15 protein-coding genes are annotated in these 16,342 nt (G+C 72.3%); 9 read left to right on the top strand and 6 right to left on the bottom strand.

The window, feature by feature from the left end; genetic code table 11:
• The first annotated feature begins 144 nt into the window (after positions 1-144).
• Complete coding sequence (locus tag ACFVFQ_RS10230) at positions 145-882, top strand: class I SAM-dependent methyltransferase (RefSeq protein WP_383411875.1); 738 nt, start codon at positions 145-147, stop codon at positions 880-882.
• A 201-nt stretch (positions 883-1,083) separates the two neighbouring features.
• A complete protein-coding gene (rodA, locus tag ACFVFQ_RS10225; RefSeq protein WP_383411872.1) occupies positions 1,084-2,280 on the top strand; it encodes a rod shape-determining protein RodA in 1,197 nt (398 codons plus the stop codon).
• Positions 2,281-2,415: 135 nt separating this feature from the next.
• On the opposite strand, the gene ACFVFQ_RS10220 is transcribed toward rodA, so the two are convergent.
• Complete coding sequence (locus ACFVFQ_RS10220; protein ID WP_383411869.1) at positions 2,416-2,859, bottom strand: hypothetical protein; 444 nt, start codon at positions 2,857-2,859, stop codon at positions 2,416-2,418.
• Positions 2,860-3,465: 606 nt separating this feature from the next.
• On the opposite strand from ACFVFQ_RS10220, the gene ACFVFQ_RS10215 reads away from it, so the two are divergent.
• Complete coding sequence (locus tag ACFVFQ_RS10215) at positions 3,466-4,227, top strand: GNAT family N-acetyltransferase (RefSeq protein WP_383411866.1); 762 nt, start codon at positions 3,466-3,468, stop codon at positions 4,225-4,227.
• Here the strand turns inward: ACFVFQ_RS10215 and ACFVFQ_RS10210 are convergent.
• Together ACFVFQ_RS10210 and ACFVFQ_RS10205 are read right to left on the bottom strand one after the other, a co-directional pair.
• Positions 4,214-4,954: a DUF4389 domain-containing protein gene (locus ACFVFQ_RS10210; RefSeq protein ID WP_383411862.1), complete on the bottom strand. Its 741-nt coding sequence runs from the start codon at positions 4,952-4,954 to the stop codon at positions 4,214-4,216. The two genes, ACFVFQ_RS10215 and ACFVFQ_RS10210, sit on opposite strands and share 14 nt — an antisense overlap.
• A gap of 184 nt (positions 4,955-5,138) precedes the next feature.
• The gene (locus ACFVFQ_RS10205; RefSeq protein WP_383411859.1) at positions 5,139-6,587 is read right to left on the bottom strand and encodes a glutamate decarboxylase; all 1,449 of its coding nucleotides are present in this window, start codon (positions 6,585-6,587) and stop codon (positions 5,139-5,141) included.
• 511 nt (positions 6,588-7,098) lie between these two features.
• On the opposite strand from ACFVFQ_RS10205, the gene ACFVFQ_RS10200 reads away from it, so the two are divergent.
• Positions 7,099-8,139, top strand: coding sequence for an alcohol dehydrogenase catalytic domain-containing protein (locus ACFVFQ_RS10200; protein WP_383411856.1), 1,041 nt, complete (start codon positions 7,099-7,101; stop codon positions 8,137-8,139).
• Positions 8,140-8,199: 60 nt separating this feature from the next.
• Here ACFVFQ_RS10200 and ACFVFQ_RS10195 read toward each other — a convergent pair whose 3' ends face one another.
• Positions 8,200-9,156: a helix-turn-helix domain-containing protein gene (locus ACFVFQ_RS10195; protein WP_383411853.1), complete on the bottom strand. Its 957-nt coding sequence runs from the start codon at positions 9,154-9,156 to the stop codon at positions 8,200-8,202.
• A gap of 112 nt (positions 9,157-9,268) precedes the next feature.
• Here ACFVFQ_RS10195 and ACFVFQ_RS10190 point away from each other — a divergent pair, with 112 nt between their 5' ends.
• From ACFVFQ_RS10190 to ACFVFQ_RS10175, 4 genes are all read left to right on the top strand, one after another.
• A complete protein-coding gene (locus tag ACFVFQ_RS10190; protein WP_383412342.1) occupies positions 9,269-9,643 on the top strand; it encodes a cupin domain-containing protein in 375 nt (124 codons plus the stop codon).
• A 503-nt stretch (positions 9,644-10,146) separates the two neighbouring features.
• Complete coding sequence (locus ACFVFQ_RS10185) at positions 10,147-11,232, top strand: ATP-binding cassette domain-containing protein (protein ID WP_383411850.1); 1,086 nt, start codon at positions 10,147-10,149, stop codon at positions 11,230-11,232.
• Complete coding sequence (locus ACFVFQ_RS10180; RefSeq protein ID WP_383411847.1) at positions 11,229-12,029, top strand: ABC transporter permease; 801 nt, start codon at positions 11,229-11,231, stop codon at positions 12,027-12,029. Before ACFVFQ_RS10185 ends, ACFVFQ_RS10180 begins: the two co-directional genes overlap by 4 nt.
• A 125-nt stretch (positions 12,030-12,154) precedes the next feature.
• On the top strand, positions 12,155-13,444 hold the full coding sequence (locus ACFVFQ_RS10175) for a cytochrome P450 (protein ID WP_383411844.1): 1,290 nt from the start codon (positions 12,155-12,157) through the stop codon (positions 13,442-13,444).
• 178 nt (positions 13,445-13,622) lie between these two features.
• Here ACFVFQ_RS10175 and ACFVFQ_RS10170 read toward each other — a convergent pair whose 3' ends face one another.
• Positions 13,623-14,135 (bottom strand): GNAT family N-acetyltransferase, encoded by a 513-nt coding sequence (locus ACFVFQ_RS10170; protein ID WP_383411841.1) that lies wholly within the window; start codon positions 14,133-14,135, stop codon positions 13,623-13,625.
• A gap of 55 nt (positions 14,136-14,190) precedes the next feature.
• Positions 14,191-15,600 carry a DUF5685 family protein gene (locus ACFVFQ_RS10165; protein WP_383411838.1) on the bottom strand — a complete coding sequence of 470 codons (1,410 nt, stop codon included), beginning with the start codon at positions 15,598-15,600 and terminating at the stop codon, positions 14,191-14,193.
• A 258-nt stretch (positions 15,601-15,858) separates the two neighbouring features.
• Between ACFVFQ_RS10165 and ACFVFQ_RS10160 the strand changes: the two genes are divergently transcribed.
• Positions 15,859-16,281, top strand: coding sequence for a hypothetical protein (locus ACFVFQ_RS10160; RefSeq protein ID WP_383411835.1), 423 nt, complete (start codon positions 15,859-15,861; stop codon positions 16,279-16,281).
• Positions 16,282-16,342 lie beyond the last annotated feature (61 nt).

The following is a 16,342-nucleotide window of genomic DNA, read 5'->3' as shown; positions in this document are numbered from 1 at the left end:
CCGGGAGGGCGGATGGGCACTGCGGACGGGTCCGAGGAGCGGGGACGGCACGCCCAGTTGGAGCGGCAGGTGAGGAGGACGGACCACGTGGACCGGCTAGACCGGGTAAACGAGGTAGACGGGGTAGAGCGCAACATCCGCACCGTGGAGGACGTACTCGGGCTGCTCGACGGCCTGTTCGCGCCGGAGGCGGACCGCTGGACGGCGGGCGGCGCCTCCTGGTGGGACGGCTTCTACGCGGACCGCGACCGGTCGGTGCCGTTCTTCGTGGCGAAGCCGGACGAGAACCTCGTCTCGTACCTCGACCGCGGGTTGCTCTCCGGCGGCCGGGCCCTGGACCTGGGCTGCGGGCCGGGCCGGAATGCGCTGCACCTGGCCTCGTTGGGCTTCGAGGTGGACGCCGTGGACCTCTCGCCGGCCGCCCTCGCCTGGGCCGAGGAGCGCGCCCGCACGACCGGCGTCGCGGTCCGCTTCCACTGCGGGGACGCCTTCGCTAAGCCCACTGCCCCGGACGGCACCTCGGCCGGCGAACTCGTCGGCCCCTACGACCTGATCTACGACTCCGGCTGTTTCCACCACCTGCCGCCGCACCGCCGCATCAGCTATCTCGCCCTCCTGGACCGGGCGCTGGCCCCCGGCGGTCACTTCGGCCTGAGCTGCTTCGCGGCCGGCGCGATGGGCTCCGAGCTCGCGGACGCCGACTTCTACCGCGGGGCCGGCCTGCACGGCGGACTCGCGTACACCCCCGACTCGCTGCGCACGCTCTTCGCCGACCTGACCGAGGTCGAACTCCGCCGGATGCACGACGAGCCGCCGGAATCCCCCCACTTCGGGGAGCCGTTCCTCTGGACGGCCCTCTTCCGCCGGGACGTCGCACCGTAGCCGTGCCCAGCGCGAGGCTCCCAACACCGCGCCATCTGCCAGGACTTGCCCCCCATCGCGCCCCTCTTTCCGCTCCTCCAGGGAGCGCACGACGCGGCCGTCCGCCGCCGAATGCACCGACACACCGCATGCTTTCGTAGTTGCGCAAATAAGCGGAGTAGTGTCTGGCTGTCGTGGCTGCGTCCGGACAGGAGGCCAAGGTTGAGTGCCATCAGCTTTCCCGTGCGCGGGACCACCCGCGCCAAGTCGGCCTGGGGCAGAATCCTCGGCCGGGGGTCCCTGGTCCGCCGGCTCGACTGGATGCTGTTCGGCGCGGCGTTCGCGCTCTCCGCGATCGGCGCGCTGCTGGTCTTCTCCGCGACCCGCGGCCGGATGGAACTCAACCAGGGCGACCCGTACTTCTTCGTGCTGCGGCACCTCATCAACACCGGCATCGGCCTCGCCCTGGGGGCGCTGACCCTCTGGTACGGCCACCGCCGCCTCCGGGACACCGCGGCCATCCTCTACGTGGTGACGGTGCTGCTGGTGGCGCTGGTGCTGACGCCCGTCGGGGCGACCATCAACGGCTCCCGGCGGTGGATCGTGATCGGTGGCGGGATGTCCATCCAACCCGCCGAGTTCGTCAAGGTCGCGATCATCATCGCGATGGCGGTGGCGCTCACCTCGCGGGTGGATGCCGGCGACCTCTCCCAGCCGGACCAACGGGGCATCGTCCGGGCCCTCGCCCTGGGCGGGGTCCCGGCAGCGTTGATCATGCTCACCCCGGACCTGGGGCAGGTACTGGGCATCGCGGCGATCGTGCTGTGCATGCTGATGGCCGCGGGCGCGCCGAAGCGGTGGGTGGTGGGCCTGCTGGGGATCGGCGTGGTCGGCTGCCTGGCGGTCTGGCAGTTCCATCTGCTGGACCAGTACCAGATCAACCGGTTCGCCGCGTTCGCTGATCCCGCGCTCGACCCCTCGGGCGTCGGCTACAACACCAGCCAGGCGCGGATCGCGATCGGCGCGGGCGGGCTGACCGGCTCCGGGCTCTTCCGCGGGGCCCAGACCAACGGCCAGTTCGTGCCCGAGCAGCAGACCGACTTCGTCTTCTCGGTCGCCGGTGAGGAACTGGGCTTCATCGGCGCGAGCCTGATCATCGCCCTCATCGGGGTGGTGCTGTGGCGGGCCTGCCGCATCGCGCGCCAGTGCCCCGACCTCTACGGCACGGTCGTCGCCACCGGCATCGTGGGCTGGTTGGCCTTCCAGGCGTTCGAGAACATCGGGATGAACCTCGGCATCATGCCGGTCACCGGGCTGCCACTGCCCTTCGTCAGCTACGGCGGATCGTCGATGTTCGCGGGCTGGGTCGCGATCGGGCTGTTGCAGTCGATAAAGGCACAGCGGGTGATGTCGGCCTAGGGTCTGTCCGAACCTGACCCGTCACCCGTCCCCGTCGGGCGGGCCCTGAGCCGGCGCGGCCGCGGCGCCACGGCCCCGGCGGGTGTGGCACCCGCCGGGGCCGACCCGTGCCGCCCGCTCCCCCGCGGCGGGCGGCTACTCGGCCGCGAACAGGGCCCGCAGATGGCTGCCGTTGGCGACCACGAGGACGCCGAGCAGCGCGAGCCCGCAGACGCCCTGCTCCAGCTTCAGCCACAGCGGGAAGGGACCGGGGACCGCGACGATGACGGCTATCGCCACCACCATCACCGCGGAGACGATCCGCAGTCTGCGGTAGGCGCCCCGGGAACCGCGGGCGGCCCGGACGGCGAAGGCGAACGACAGCAGGGCGCTGGCGACGACGATGCTGACCCGGACCCAGACCGCGTCGTTGACGACGGTCGCGTCGCCGCGGAGCACGAAGAGGGCCGCGAGGGTGAGCACGCTGATTGCGAGGTATCCGCCGACCAGCAGCTTCATTCCGTGCAGGGCCTTGCGGCTGCGTGGATCCCGCAGTGCTTCGGCGGGAACCGCGGCGGGGCGCGGGCTCCGGGCGTTCATGAGGGTCGTCCCTTCTGCTTCCTCGGCGGGGCGACCACGCCCCGCCGATCGGTCCCCACCAGCATCTCGGCGCCTCGCCGCGCATTCATCGACCGCTCGGACGACTCCCAACCCCCGTTGTCTCAGGGCCCGGTGAGGGCCATCCCGTACGGGCACCCCCGTGGCGTCTCGGGGTTACCTCCTAGGGGCCGAGGAGGGCTCGGACGCCATCCGCCGGCCCTACGACCGCGGTTCGTACCGGATCGCGGTCGACCGCCCCGCACCGGACCGGGTCGATCGTCCTTCCCCGCCCGGGACTTTCGGCACCTCGTCCGGTGCCGTTCGGCGCTGTGGAACGGGGCCGCAGACGGGCACGAACGGCCTGGTGGGGGCATGTTCCGGGCCGTTCCGAGGCGGTTTCGGGGAGCAGATTTGCCCCGGGCCGGGGGCGGTGTGCGACAGTTGGCCCTTCCGGTCGACCGGGCGTTTCGCCATGGGCGGCGACGGTCGCCGGATTTCTCGATATCCCCCATCCCAGAACGACGGCTCCGGCATGTGCCCTGCGCGCATCCGGTCCGCCAACCTGCCCATCCGTCCTCCCCCCAAGCGATTCCTTCCCAGAGAGCGATGCAGGCGACGACCCTTCTTCCCCGGAACTCGGATCTGTTCACCCAGGGCCTGGAGCGGCAGTCCGGCTCCGCGCTGCTGCGCTTCGGCGCCGCGCGGCCGCGGCCGGCCGGTCGGATCCATTGGTCCGGTGACGGTGCGGTGGCGTGGCTCGACGAGCCGCGCGGTCATGTGTGGAGCGTCGGCGAACCGGCCGCGGCGGCCGGCCTCGTCCTTCGCGCGGCCCATCAACTCCCCGACACCGTGCGGGAGTTCACCGGACCGCGGGGCGTCGAGGAGTTGCTCGGCCGGCATCTGCCGGTGACCGACCGGATCCCCTGGGTCTTCCGGTGGACGCTCGACGAGCCGCCGGTCCACCCGACGGAGGAGCGGGTGGTGATGCTCGACGAGACGCACCACGAGGAGCTGCTCGCCTTCCTCAACGTGCACAGCCCGGACCACTCGACGGGGCCCGGCTCCGCGGACGTCAGCCTGTGGGTCGGGATCCGCGGCGCGGACGGGCGCCTGGTGGCCTGCGGCGCGCTGAGCAGCCTGCGGGACAACGGCGCCCCGCTGATGGCGTCGGTCGCCACCGACGCGGCGGAGCGCGGCCAGGGGCTCGGCGCGGCCCTGACCTCGTGGCTGACCCGGTACGCGGTCCGCCGCTACGGCTTCTGCACCCTGTGGCAGCTGGCCGACAACGCCCCCGCCGAGCGGCTCTACACCCGCCTCGGCTACCGCAACGAGGACCCCTGCGTGGCCGCCCGGCTCATCGGCCGCTGACCACCCGCCCGTGAGGCGGTCGCCGCCCGCTCAGTGGGCGGTGGCCGCCGGGGTGGGGCCACGGTGCGAGCGGTGCCGGAGCCGGCTTCAGCGGTGGGCAGGCGTCGGTCAGGAAGAACACGTAGGCCAGGACCTGGAGTAGCCAGCGGTCGAACGCGATCAACGCGGTGAACTGGCGCCGCGGGTAGTGCCCGGTCCGCAGCAGCCCGGCGGCGGGCGAGGTGAGGACCAGGACCACCACGGCGACCAGGGCCAGGAAGGCCGACAGTCCGCCGACCCACCACACCAGCCGGAACGCGAGGCCGAAGAGCACCAGCCCGAGGACTTGCGGGAGCGCGCGCAGCCGTGAGACCAGGAGCGCCGGCCCGCGGGGCAGCCGTTCCGGGCGGTCGATGTGGAGGCGTGCCGGGTAGTCGGGCACGGCCCCGAGGCTGAACGGCGGATAGCGGTCGGTGGCCAGCGCCCCGTAGGAGTAGAAGGCCACCCGCCAGGCCCAGCGGAGCACGCCGGTGGTGAAGGCGAACAGCACGCGCGGATAGCGCCCGGTGACGAGCAGCACCGGCAGCGCCAGGGCGGTGGCGAGCAGGAAGCCGAGGGCCAGGGCGGTCAGCAGGAGGTGGTGCGGCGCCAGGAGCAGCCATTTCACCGCCCAGAGCCAGCGCGACAGCGGTTCGTCCAGCTCCGCCTCCACGCGGACCGGACGGTACTCCGCGGCCATCGTCGCCATGACCGTGCGTCCCTTCCGTCACGGTGCCCGGCACAGCCGGAGGGCTCCCGAGGGGGCGCCCCTCCCCTCCAGCGTGACCGCTCCCGGCCCGTTTGGACAGGCCCTTCGGCAGCCAGGCGCGGACGGCGGGCGCGCCCGGCCGCGCCCCGGACCATCACGACGGCCCCGGGGCGCGCCCCGAAGGTCAGCCGCGGACCGACTGCCCCGGGATGGCCGGGCGGGAGGGCTGCTTGGGCTCCGCGCCGTGGGCGAAGCCGCCGGCGTCATCGGCGTCGCGGTGCGGGCGCTGCTGGGCCTGGAGGCGCGGCAGGACCCGGCGGAGGTCTTCGAGGAACAGGTCTCCGAGGTCGTGCCCGAAGCCGTTGCGGACGACGACGCGCAGGGCGGCCAGGTCGGTGCGGTTGGCGGGGAAGGTGTAGGCGGGCACCTGCCAGCCGCGTTCCCGGAGGGCCGCGGAGACGTCGAAGACGGTGAAGTTGGTGACGTCGTCGCTGACCCGGAAGGCGAAGACGGGGAGTTGGCTGCCGTCGGTGAGGAGGGTGAACGGTCCCATCTCGGCGATCTCGGCGGCGACCCGGGTGGCCACGTCGCGGCTGGTCTGCTGGACGGCGCGGTAGCCCTCGAAGCCCAGGCGCAGGAAGTTGTAGTACTGGGCGATGACTTGGGCGCCGGGCCGGGAGAAGTTCAGCGCGAAGGTCGGCATGTCGCCGCCGAGGTAGTTGACGTGGAAGATCAGGTCCTCGGGGAGGGCGTCGGCGTCCCGCCACAGCGCCCAGCCGACACCGGGCATCACCAGGCCGTACTTGTGGCCGGAGGTGTTGATGGAGGCGACCCGCGGGAGCCGGAAGTCCCAGACCAGCTCGGGGTCGAGGAACGGGGCGATCATCGCGCCGGAGGCGCCGTCCACGTGTACCGGCACGTCGATGCCGGTGCGCTCCTGGAAGTCGTCGAGGGCCGCGACGAGTTCGGCGACCGGCTCGTAGGCGCCGTCGAAGGTGGAGCCGAGGACCGCGACGACGCCGATGGTGTTCTCGTCGCAGAGCTTGACGGCCTCCTCCGGGGAGATGATGAAGCGGTCGCCCTCCATGGGGACGTAGCGCGGCTCGACCTCCCAGTAGTTGGCGAACTTCTCCCAGCAGATCTGGACGTTGATGCCCATGACCATGTTGGGGCGCTCGGTGGACTTGCCCTCGGCGCGCCGGCGCTGCTGCCAGCGGCGCTTGAGCGCCATCCCGGCGAGCATCGCCGCCTCACTGGAACCGGTGGTGGAACAGCCCACCGCGGCATGGGAGTCGGGGGTGTGCCACAGGTCGGCGAGCATGTGCACGCAGCGCGACTCGATCTCGGCGGTCTGCGGGTACTCGTCCTTGTCGATCATGTTCTTCTCGGCGCACTCCGCCATCAGCCGCTGGGCCTGCGGCTCGGCCCAGGTGCTGACGAACGTGGCGAGGTTCAGCCGGGCATTGCCGTCCAGCATCAACTCGTCGTGGACGATCTGGTACGCGGTGTCCGGCTCCATGCCGTCGGCCGGCAGCTCGAACCGGGGGACGTGGAGCGGTTCCCGGCTGAAGACCGGGTTGACGGTGAGGTTGCGGCTGGCGTCACGGTGCTGGTGCGGGCGCTTCAGTGGCATGGAGCGTGTCCTTCTCTGGTACGTGCCGGACCGTGCGGCGGACGGTCCGGTCGACCCTCCCGCCCGGCCGGGCCGTTCCGCGCGGCGGCCAGGTTAACGGCTGTCTCTGTGCCGGGGCGTGGGGGTTGCGATATCGGGGCGCACGGGGGGAGCGCTTCCGGACGGGTGCGGCGTTCTGGGTGGATACGGGCCCGCCCACACCTGCCGTAACTGCCTCCCTACGGACCGGAATCGCACCCCCGAGCCCAACTCCCCCGCTCGGCGCGCGTGATCGGCCCGGAGCTGTTGTGCTGGTGGAAGGAGGCCGTTGCACCGTTGCCCCAGCGCGCAGCAGGGCCGGCGGGTGGCCGGGCCGACAGCACGCGGCAGCCACACAGGGAAGCCGGGACGGCACCGCCCGGAGCGAGAACGGCCAAAACGGGGCGCGGCGACGCGCGGCGCGGGTCCTCGGCACGCGGGATCCGGCGCGCGGCGCGCCCGCGCCGGCAGTGGGCAGGTGGGAGAGATCCAGATGAGCAGCTACCGAGTCGCGCAGGTCGGCGCCGTCGGCGCGCCCTTCGAGATCGTCGAGCGTGAGGTGCCGCGGCCGGGACCGGGGCACGTCCGGATCGACGTGGACGCCTGCGGCATCTGTCACAGCGATGCGATGTTCGTCGGCGGCGCGCTGCCGGGTGTCCGGTTCCCACTGGTCACCGGCCATGAGATCGCCGGACGGATCGCGGAGGTCGGCGAGCGCACGGACAGCCGGTGGAAGGTCGGCGACCGGGTCGCGGTGGGCTGGTTCGGCGGTAGTTGCCACCACTGCACGCCCTGCCGGGAGGGCGACTTCATCGTGTGCGAGCAGCTGAAGGTGCCGGGCTGGGCCTACGACGGCGGGTTCGGCGAGACGGTGATCGCGCCGGCCGACGCGCTGGCCCGGATACCCGACGGGCTGGCGGCGGCCGATGCCGGGCCGATGGCCTGCGCGGGCGTGACCACGTACAACGGGCTGCGGCGCAGCGCGGCCCGGCCCGGCGATCTGGTCGCCGTGCTGGGCCTCGGCGGCCTGGGGCACCTCGGCGTGCGGTTCGCGGCCGCGATGGGCTTCGAGACGGTGGCGATCGCCCGCGGCCCCGACAAGGCGGACTTCGCCAAGCAGCTCGGCGCGCACCACTACGTCGACAGCACCGCCGGCACCCCGGTCGCGGAGGCGCTGCAATCCCTCGGCGGCGCCCGGGTGGTGCTGGCCACGGCCGCCAACTCCGCCGCCATCTCCGCGACCGTGGACGGCCTGGCGCACCGCGGCGAACTGGTGGTCATCGGCGCGGACGTCGAACCGCTGACCCTCACCCCGACCCAACTCCTCATGCAGGCCAGGGTCGTCCGCGGCCACCCCTCGGGCACCGCCCAGGACGTCCAGGACACCATGGAGTTCTGCGCCCTCCAGGGCATCCGCCCGATGATCGAGACGATGCCGCTGGACCACGCCAACGAGGCGTACGGCAAGATGCTCGCCGGGACGGCCCGGTTCCGGATGGTGCTCACGCACACGGAGGTTGGACGCACCCACTGAAGCGGCGGACGGCCGCGTCGGGGGTCGTGGCCGTTACGGTTCCCCGCCTCACGCCCGAGCTCACGCCCCCGCGCGAAATGCCCGCCGGTAGGCGCCCGGTGTCGTGCCCAGCGCCCGCAGGAAGCGCCTGCGGAGGTTGGTCGCGGACGAGAGGCCGACCCGGCGGGCGATGGCCTCCAAGGGGAGGTCGGTGGATTCCAGCAACTCCCGGGAGGCGGCGATCCGCTGGGCGAGCAACCACTGCCCGGGGCTCGCGCCCAGTTGGTCGGCGAACCGACGGGCGAGCGTACGGGCCGACACGCCCTCGTGCGCGGCCAGTTCGTCGACCGTGAGGGAGGCGTCGAGCCGCGCGGTGGCCCACTCCAGGAGGGGCGCCAACGAGCCGTCCAGCTGGACCGGGTGCGGCGGCGCCGTGAACTGGAGCTGGCCGCCCTCGCGATGCGGCGGCATGACCATGCTCCGGGCGACCTGCGCGGCGTAGCCGGCACCGTGATCGGTGCGGACCAGGTGGAGGCAGAGGTCGATGCCGGCACCGGAGCCGGCGCTGGTGGCGATGTCCCCGTGGTCCACGTAGAGCACGTCCGGGTCGACCTGAACGGCCGGGAAGAGAGCGGCGAGTTGGCCGGCGCTCGCCCAGTGAGTGGTCGCCCTGCGCCCGTCCAACAGCCCGGCGTGCGCCAGCGCGAACGAGCCAGAGCAGATGCTGACCATCCGCGCCCCGCGCGCATGCGCCCGGCGCAGCGCGCGCACGACGGCCTCCGAGGGCGCCACTTCGGGCGGCAGCCAACCCGGGATGACGACGGTGTCCGCCCGGTCGAGCGCGGCCAACCCGTCCGTCACGACCATGTCGTACCCGGCGAGCGTGGGCACCGGCCCCGGCTCCTCCGCGCACACCTCGAAGGCGTAGCGCACCGCGACCCCGCGCCGCTCGATCCCGAAGACCTCGGCCACACAGCTCAGTTCGAAGGTCGACTGGGGCGGGTGGACGAGCGCGATGACACGGTGCACGACAGTCATGACAGAAAAGTACCGCAGGATGTCTTTTCTGACACTCGGCTGATCAACTCCGCCTCGCGAGGCTGTCCTCATGACGACGAACGACACCACGCAAGAACTGCCTGACCAGGGAATGACCGCGAAGAAGAGGGCGTCGAATGACACGACAGTGAACGGGAACGCCGGTGGCCAGGTGGCCGGTTACGTGTGGGCGGCCGCGGCGGACGCGCCGGTCCGCGAACTGTTCCCCGGCATCCGGCTGCGCTCGCTGTGGAGCGGGGAGAACGGCGCCACGGCCCACGTCCTGGAGATGGACCCGGGGTCGCGCTGGAAGGGCATAGACGTCCACGAGCCGGGCCCCGAGGAGGTGTACGTGGTCTCCGGCGTCTTCAACGACGGCGAACGGGACTACCCGGCCGGCTCGTTCATCCACGCCCCCGCCGGCTCCTCGCACATCCCGCAGACGACGACGGGCTGCACGCTGTTCGTCTTCTACCCGGAGGGATAGCGCACCCGCCGCACGGCACCCCCAGGCACCCGCCAGCCGCCGCCCGAGCCCCGCCGCTCGGGCGGCGGCGCCGTTGTGACCACCTGTAGCCACCCGGAGCGCCCGCGGCCCCCGCGAACGCGACATCCGCACGACATGGCACCACCACTGACGCCATCGCTGGCGCCACAGCCACTACCACCCTTGCCGGCATCAATGAGCCGCAGCACAACGGCCCCACCGCGCCACCGAAGCCCGCCCAACACCCGCCCCACCTGCCACGGAACCCACTCCGCACCCCCGAACGACGCCACCATGACACACGCATAACGCCACCCACTTCCTCATGGCGCCAAACATGTGCCATCATGGCGCCACGGACTTCGCGGGGGCCAACGGCATCGGCATTCACCACGCCGCCCGCACCCCGCCAACTTCCTTAGCAGCACCAGCACTTCACAAGCACCACCCCACGCACCAACGCACACCCCTCCACACACCCACCCGAGAACGGACCTGCCGTTATGACTCGTAGGAACGGGGCGACCAGGGCGAGCGCCGCCCTCACCGCGACCCCAGCCGCTCCTCCCCGCCCCACGGCTCCCTGCCCCACGGCGATCTCGGCCACCGGACTGACCAAGTCCTACGGGGACAAACTGGTCCTCGACGGCATCGACCTGGACATCCCCGAGGGCACGGTCTTCGCCCTGCTCGGCCCCAACGGCGCCGGCAAGACCACCACCGTCCAGATCCTCTCCACCCTCATCCCCGCCTCCGCCGGCCAGGTGCGCGTGGCGGGCCACGACGTGACCCGCGACCCCGATGCCGTGCGCACCGCGATCGGCGTCACCGGCCAGTTCGCCGCGCTGGACAACCTCCTCAACGCCCGGGAGAACCTCCTCCTGATGGCGGACCTGCACCACCTCGACCGCCGCGAGGGCCGCCGGCGCGCCACCGAACTGTTGCGCCGCTTCGACCTCACCGACGCGGCCACCAAGCCCGTCGCCACCTACTCGGGCGGTATGCGGCGCAAGTTGGACCTCGCGATGACCCTGGTCGGCACTCCGCGCATCATCTTCCTCGACGAGCCGACCACCGGACTCGATCCGCGCAGCCGGCGCACGATGTGGGAGATCATCCGCAGCCTGGTCGCCGACGACGGCGTCACCATCTTTCTGACCACGCAATACCTGGAGGAGGCCGACCAACTCGCCGACCGGATCGCCGTCCTGGACCAGGGCAGGCTGGTCGCGGAAGGCACCGCGGACGCCCTCAAGCGCCGCATTCCCGGCGGCCACATCCGCCTCCGGTTCGCCGACGCGCGGGCCCTGGAATCGGCCGCCGCCCTCTTCGACGCCGTCACACCGGACCATGACGCGCTCACCCTCCAGATCCCCGGCGACGACAGCCTCCCCGCCGTGCGCGCCGTCCTCGACGCCCTGGACGCCGCCTCGGTCACGGCCGAGGCCCTCACCGTGCACACCCCGGATCTCGACGACGTCTTCCTCGCCCTCACCGGCCGCCCCCAGCACGGACAACGGTCGCCACGCTCACCGCACTCGTCTCACTCGCCCCAGTCGCCCAACGCCCCGATGGAGAACGCCCGATGAGCACCCCCGCCTACGCGCTGCGCGACTCGATGACGATGCTGCGGCGCAACCTCAAGCACGCGCGGCGCTACCCGGCCATGACGATCTCGGTCGTCGCCATGCCGATCCTGATGCTGCTGCTCTTCGTCTACGTCCTCGGCGGGGCGCTCGGCCACGGCATCGGCGTACCGGGCCTGACCAACGGCCGTGCGGGCTACGTCAATTACGTCGCCCCGGGGATCATCCTGATGGCCGCGACCTCCGGTGCCGTTGCCACCGCGGTGTCCGTGTGCACCGACATGACCGAGGGGATCATCAACCGCTTCCGCACCATGGCGATCTCCCGCGGCTCGATACTCACCGGACATGTGGTCGGCAGCGTCATCCAGACCATGGTCAGCCTCGCCCTGGTCATCGGGGTCGCGCTGGCGGTCGGCTTCCGGCCGCACGCCACCCTCCTCGGCTGGGTCGCCGCGATCGGCCTGCTCGCCCTGCTCGCCTTCGGCCTCACCTGGCTGTCGGCCGCGATGGGCCTGGTCGCCAAGACCGTCGAATCGGCGAGCAACGCGCCGATGCCGCTCACCCTCCTGCCCTTCCTGGGCAGCGCGTTCGTCCCGCCGGAGTCGATGCCGGTCGGCATCCGCTGGTTCGCCGAGTACCAGCCCTTCACGCCGATCAACGAGACGCTGCGGGGCCTGCTGATGGGCACGCCGATCGGCAACAGCGCGCTGGCGGCCGCCGTCTGGTGCGTCGGCCTCGCCCTGGCCGGCTACCTCTGGGCCCGCGCGATCTTCCGCCGCCACGCCACCCAGCACTGACCCCAACGACACCCTCCAACGCACCTTTCACGCCCAACCCAACAACCTCACCCCCCCGAACGCCCTCATCAGCCCAACATCCCAACAGTCCAACAGCCCTACAAATCAAAGGACTTACGCATCCCATGCAGAACACATCCGCCACGCCCACCCCACCCAGCTCACCCACCCCGCCCTCAACACCCGCCGCACCGCCGGCCGTCGGGTCCGCGCGCCCCGAACCGGAGCCGCTCGCCGGACTGCCGGTCACCCGCCCCAAGGGGCGCCCCTTCGACCCGCCCGCCGAACTGGCGGAGCTGCGCGCGGAACAACCGCTGCGCCGGATGCGTTACCCCGACGGCCATGTCGGCTGGCTGGCCACCGGCTACTCCGTCGCCCGCGCGGTCGCCGCCGACACCCGCTTCAGCTCGCGCTACGAGTTGATGCACACCCCCTTCCCGGGCACGGAGGACCTCGCCCTGCCGCCGGCCCCGGTCGGCGACCTCACCGGCATCGACCCGCCCCACCACACCCGCTACCGCCGCATCCTCATGGGCAAGTTCACGGTCCGCCGGATGCGCGAACTGACCGCGCGCATGGAGCAGATCACCACCGAGCACCTCGACGCCATGGAGCGCCAGGGCCCGACGGTGGACCTGGTCACGGCGTTCGCCCACCCCCTCCCGGCGCTGATGATCTGCGAGTTGCTCGGGGTGCCCTACGCCCAGCGCGCCCTCTTCCAACGGCACGTCACGACCTTGTCCGACACGGAGGTGACGATGGCGGACCGGTTCGACGCCTGGAACGCGCTTCAGGAGTTCATCCGGGAACTGGTCCTGGCCAAGCGCGCCCGCCCCACCGACGACCTGCTCAGCGACCTGACCAGCAGCGATCTCACCGACGAGGAACTGTCCGGCGTGGGCACCTTCCTCCTGGCCGCGGGACTGGACACCACCTCGAACATGATCGCGCTGGGCACGTTCGCCCTGCTGACCCACCCGGAGCAGGCCGCCGCCCTACGCGCCGAACCGGGCCTCGCCGACCAGGCGGTGGAGGAGCTGATGCGGTACCTCACCATCGCCCACACCGGGGTGCGGGCGGCCCTGGAAGACGTCGAGTTGGACGGGCAGTTGATCAGGGCCGGGGAGTCGGTCACCGTCTCGCTCCAGGCCGCCAACCGCGACCCGGCCCGCTTCCCCGACCCCGACCGCCTCGACCTCCGCCGCAAGGCCACCGGCCAACTCTCCTTCGGCCACGGCATCCACCAGTGCCTGGGCCAGCAACTGGCCCGTGTGGAGATGCGGGCGGCCTTCCCGGCGCTCCTCACCCGCTTCCCGGCGCTGCGCCTGGCCGTCCCGCCGGAGGAGGTACCGCTGCGCACGGACCCGACCATGCACGGGGTGCAGCGCCTCCCCGTCACCTGGGACGCGGCGTAGCCCCGCCCGGCCCCCGGATACCGGGTGTGCCCACCGCAGCCCTACGGGCGGGGGCACACCACGGGCCCGCCAGGCGCCCGTTGGCGGCCAGACGTCCCATCAAACGTCCTCAGAAAACGCCCGCAGCCCCGCAGAAACGCCTTCCTCAACGCCTTCGTCGTCGCCCTCATCAACGCCCTCAGATGCCGAAGGGCGCCGCATAGCGGATCACCCCGCTCGGCGCGGGGCGGGACGCGTCCAGGGCGAGGGCCATCAGCGCCTCGTCGGGGACCTCGAACGGGGCCCGGATGCCGAAGCGCGAGGCGGGAACGAAGCCGAACCGGGGGTAGTAGTCGGGATGGCCGAGGACCACCACCAGGTGCTCGCCCTTGTCCCGGGCGGCATCGAGCGCGGCCCGGATGGCCGCCGTCCCGGTACCCCGCCGCTGATGCGCCGGCAGCACCGCGCACGGGGCCAGGGCCAGGGCCGGCCGGTCGTCGATGTGGCAACGGGTGAGCAGGGCGTGCCCGGCGAGGCTGCCGTCGGGCGCCTGGGAAACCCACGAGAGGCCGTCGATCCAGGCATCGCGATCCGCACGCAGGGCGTCGACCAGGTCCGCTTCCTCGGCGGTGGGGAACGCGGCAAGGTTGATTCCGCGGACCGCGGCGATGTCCTCGGGCCGCTCGGGGCGGGTGGTCCAGGTGGTGCTCATGGGGTTCCGTTCTCGTGTGAATGCGGGGAGCCGGGGGTACAGCGAGAACCCTCGCTCAGCAACCACAGTCGCAGCAATCGCAGCCGTCGCAACAATCGCAACCATCACAGCAGCTGCAACAGTCGCCGCAACCGCTGCAGTCGGCGTTGCTGCAGTCACAACAGTCGCAGGCGTGGACGCAGCCCTCGCGCTTCTTGCCCGACCAGGGCCCCTCGAACTCCGAGGCGCAGCACGCCTTGCAGGTGCAGCACAGCCCGATGGCGAGCGCACAGCCGGCCCAGAAGCCCCGGGGCTTCTTCGGCCCCTGCGGAACGTGCGGCGGCTGCCAGCCCCCACCGCCGCCCGGGCCCCCCGAACCGCCCCCGTAGCCACCGCCATGCCCACCGGGCGGGACGGGCCCCCCACCGGCCGGCGCCTGCGGGTAGTTCAGGTTCTGCTGACCCCCGCTCCCGTAAGGGCCCTGGCCGTACGAACTACTGCCATACGAGCCGTTGCCATACGGGCTGTTGCCATACGGATCATTGCCGTACGGGTTGTTGCCGTACGGGCTCCCGCCCTGGCCGTCGTACGGGCCCGGCGCCCCCTGCCCGTGCCCCTGATGGGAGCAGGTGGAGCTGCCGAAGGCGCGGTCCACCGAGCGCCGCAGCTCGTGCGCCAGCAGCACATGCACCAGGGTCGAGTCGGTGAACTCCACGTCGCGCAGGGCGAGTCGGATGCCGTGCAGCGCGTCGTCACACAGGCGGCGGGCCTCGGTCAGTCCGGCGCCGGTGGCGGTGATCGGGTTCCAGGCGCCCTCGGCGGCGTCCGCGGCCCGGTCCTCCACCGCGTCGAGGAGGTGGGCGAGTCGGCCGAAGAGCCGGCCGGCCTCGGCCAGCGGCGCGGCGTTCCCAGGCCGCCCGGCCAACACCGCGGTGTGCGCGAAGGCCGCGGCGGTGGCGGTCTCGGTCGGTTCGGTGATCGCTGTCAGCGGCGTGCCGGGCCCGGCCAACTGCTCGATGCCCACCTGGCGGTCGACCGCGTCGACGAGCACGGCGGTGTCGAAACCGAGCGTCGCGCCGGTGCGCGCGCCGGCGCGGTCCCACCCCGCGGCGACCCGGCGGGCCGCGGCGGCCATCGGGCGGCGGCGCAACACCCCGTTCCCGTCGGCGACATGGTCACGGATCTTCGCCGAGGCGAGGACGAGGGAGACCGACGCCGCGAGCCGCGCGCCCTCCCCCTGGGCGACCGAGGCGGTGCGCATGCCGCGCAACGGACAGGGGCCGGCGGTGCGCCGCCGGAGGTCCGCCCGCCCGGACTGGGCGTCGGTGAGTACCGACACGATCAGTCCGTCGTAATTGGTGACGACCCGGGCGAATTGCCCGTGATCGGCGCGCAACGCCAGGCAGAGGCCGCAGAGATGGGCCATCCACTCCGTTTTCAGTCCTTGGGAGAGTCGATGCGCGCAGGGCCTGACGATTCCGAACATGTGAGAAATACCCCCGTGTGGCATGAGCATGGGCAGGCAGCCGCGGCTGGGAATGCTACCCACCACCCCCGTGACCTGCGCACACGGCCCACGCGCCGGGCACCACCCCGGTCAGCTCCCCCGAACCTCCCGTTCACTCGATCTGCTGATACCGCCGCCCGATCCCCGATGGGAGCATGACCGCGCCGCGGTGCGAGCGGCCGGGTCGCGGCGGGGCCGCCAGTCAACCCGCAGTCTTTTCCGGGACTTTGGAGAGCCATGAGGGCGATGAGGTATCTGGCCGCGTTGGGGGTCGCGGGTGCGGCGCTGGGGGCCGGCGCGGTTTCGGTCGCGGCTCCGGTCGGCCCGGGTGCGGCCTCGGCGACCCACAGCGTCGTGCTCACGGGCCGGGACAACGGCCGGACGCTGACCGTGCGTTCCGGGGACGTGGTCGAGGTCCGGCTCACCGGCGAACGCGGGCCCGGCACCACGTTCACCTGGAGCGCGCCCGCTTCGAGCGCCGCCGCCGTGCTCAAGCGGACGGCGGCGGGCACGACCCCGACCGGTGGTGCCGCCGCGCGGTTCGTCGCGGCCGGGCGGGGCACCGCCGCCGTCACCGCCCAGCGGACCTGTCACGCCTCCCCCGGCCACCTCTGCCCGCACGTGGTACTGCCGTGGCGGGCCACGGTCCGGGCACTGTGAACGGATCTCAGGTCAACGGACCTCAGAACAAGGGGACTTGGCCATGTCCCGATGGGCCGGG

Origin of the sequence: Streptomyces sp. NPDC057743 (assembly GCF_042798755.1) — a bacterium.
Classification (GTDB): domain Bacteria; phylum Actinomycetota; class Actinomycetes; order Streptomycetales; family Streptomycetaceae; genus Streptomyces.
Note: the sequence above shows the minus strand (reverse complement) of the source record. Positions and strands in the feature narration are given on the sequence as shown.

What these genes read in the sequence shown, in the direction of transcription:
- ACFVFQ_RS10195 (WP_383411853.1), bottom strand. Translation starts at nt 9,156, where the DNA reads ATGACTGTCGTGCACCGTGTCATCGCGCTCGTCCACCCGCCCCAGTCG.
- ACFVFQ_RS10165 (WP_383411838.1), bottom strand. Translation starts at nt 15,600, where the DNA reads ATGTTCGGAATCGTCAGGCCCTGCGCGCATCGACTCTCCCAAGGACTG.
- ACFVFQ_RS10205 (WP_383411859.1), bottom strand. Translation starts at nt 6,587, where the DNA reads ATGCCACTGAAGCGCCCGCACCAGCACCGTGACGCCAGCCGCAACCTC.
- ACFVFQ_RS10180 (WP_383411847.1), top strand. Translation starts at nt 11,229, where the DNA reads ATGAGCACCCCCGCCTACGCGCTGCGCGACTCGATGACGATGCTGCGG.
- ACFVFQ_RS10170 (WP_383411841.1), bottom strand. Translation starts at nt 14,135, where the DNA reads ATGAGCACCACCTGGACCACCCGCCCCGAGCGGCCCGAGGACATCGCC.
- ACFVFQ_RS10185 (WP_383411850.1), top strand. Translation starts at nt 10,147, where the DNA reads ATGACTCGTAGGAACGGGGCGACCAGGGCGAGCGCCGCCCTCACCGCG.
- ACFVFQ_RS10210 (WP_383411862.1), bottom strand. Translation starts at nt 4,954, where the DNA reads ATGGCGACGATGGCCGCGGAGTACCGTCCGGTCCGCGTGGAGGCGGAG.
- ACFVFQ_RS10190 (WP_383412342.1), top strand. Translation starts at nt 9,269, where the DNA reads ATGACCGCGAAGAAGAGGGCGTCGAATGACACGACAGTGAACGGGAAC.
- ACFVFQ_RS10215 (WP_383411866.1), top strand. Translation starts at nt 3,466, where the DNA reads ATGCAGGCGACGACCCTTCTTCCCCGGAACTCGGATCTGTTCACCCAG.
- ACFVFQ_RS10175 (WP_383411844.1), top strand. Translation starts at nt 12,155, where the DNA reads ATGCAGAACACATCCGCCACGCCCACCCCACCCAGCTCACCCACCCCG.
- ACFVFQ_RS10160 (WP_383411835.1), top strand. Translation starts at nt 15,859, where the DNA reads ATGAGGGCGATGAGGTATCTGGCCGCGTTGGGGGTCGCGGGTGCGGCG.
- ACFVFQ_RS10200 (WP_383411856.1), top strand. Translation starts at nt 7,099, where the DNA reads ATGAGCAGCTACCGAGTCGCGCAGGTCGGCGCCGTCGGCGCGCCCTTC.
- ACFVFQ_RS10220 (WP_383411869.1), bottom strand. Translation starts at nt 2,859, where the DNA reads ATGAACGCCCGGAGCCCGCGCCCCGCCGCGGTTCCCGCCGAAGCACTG.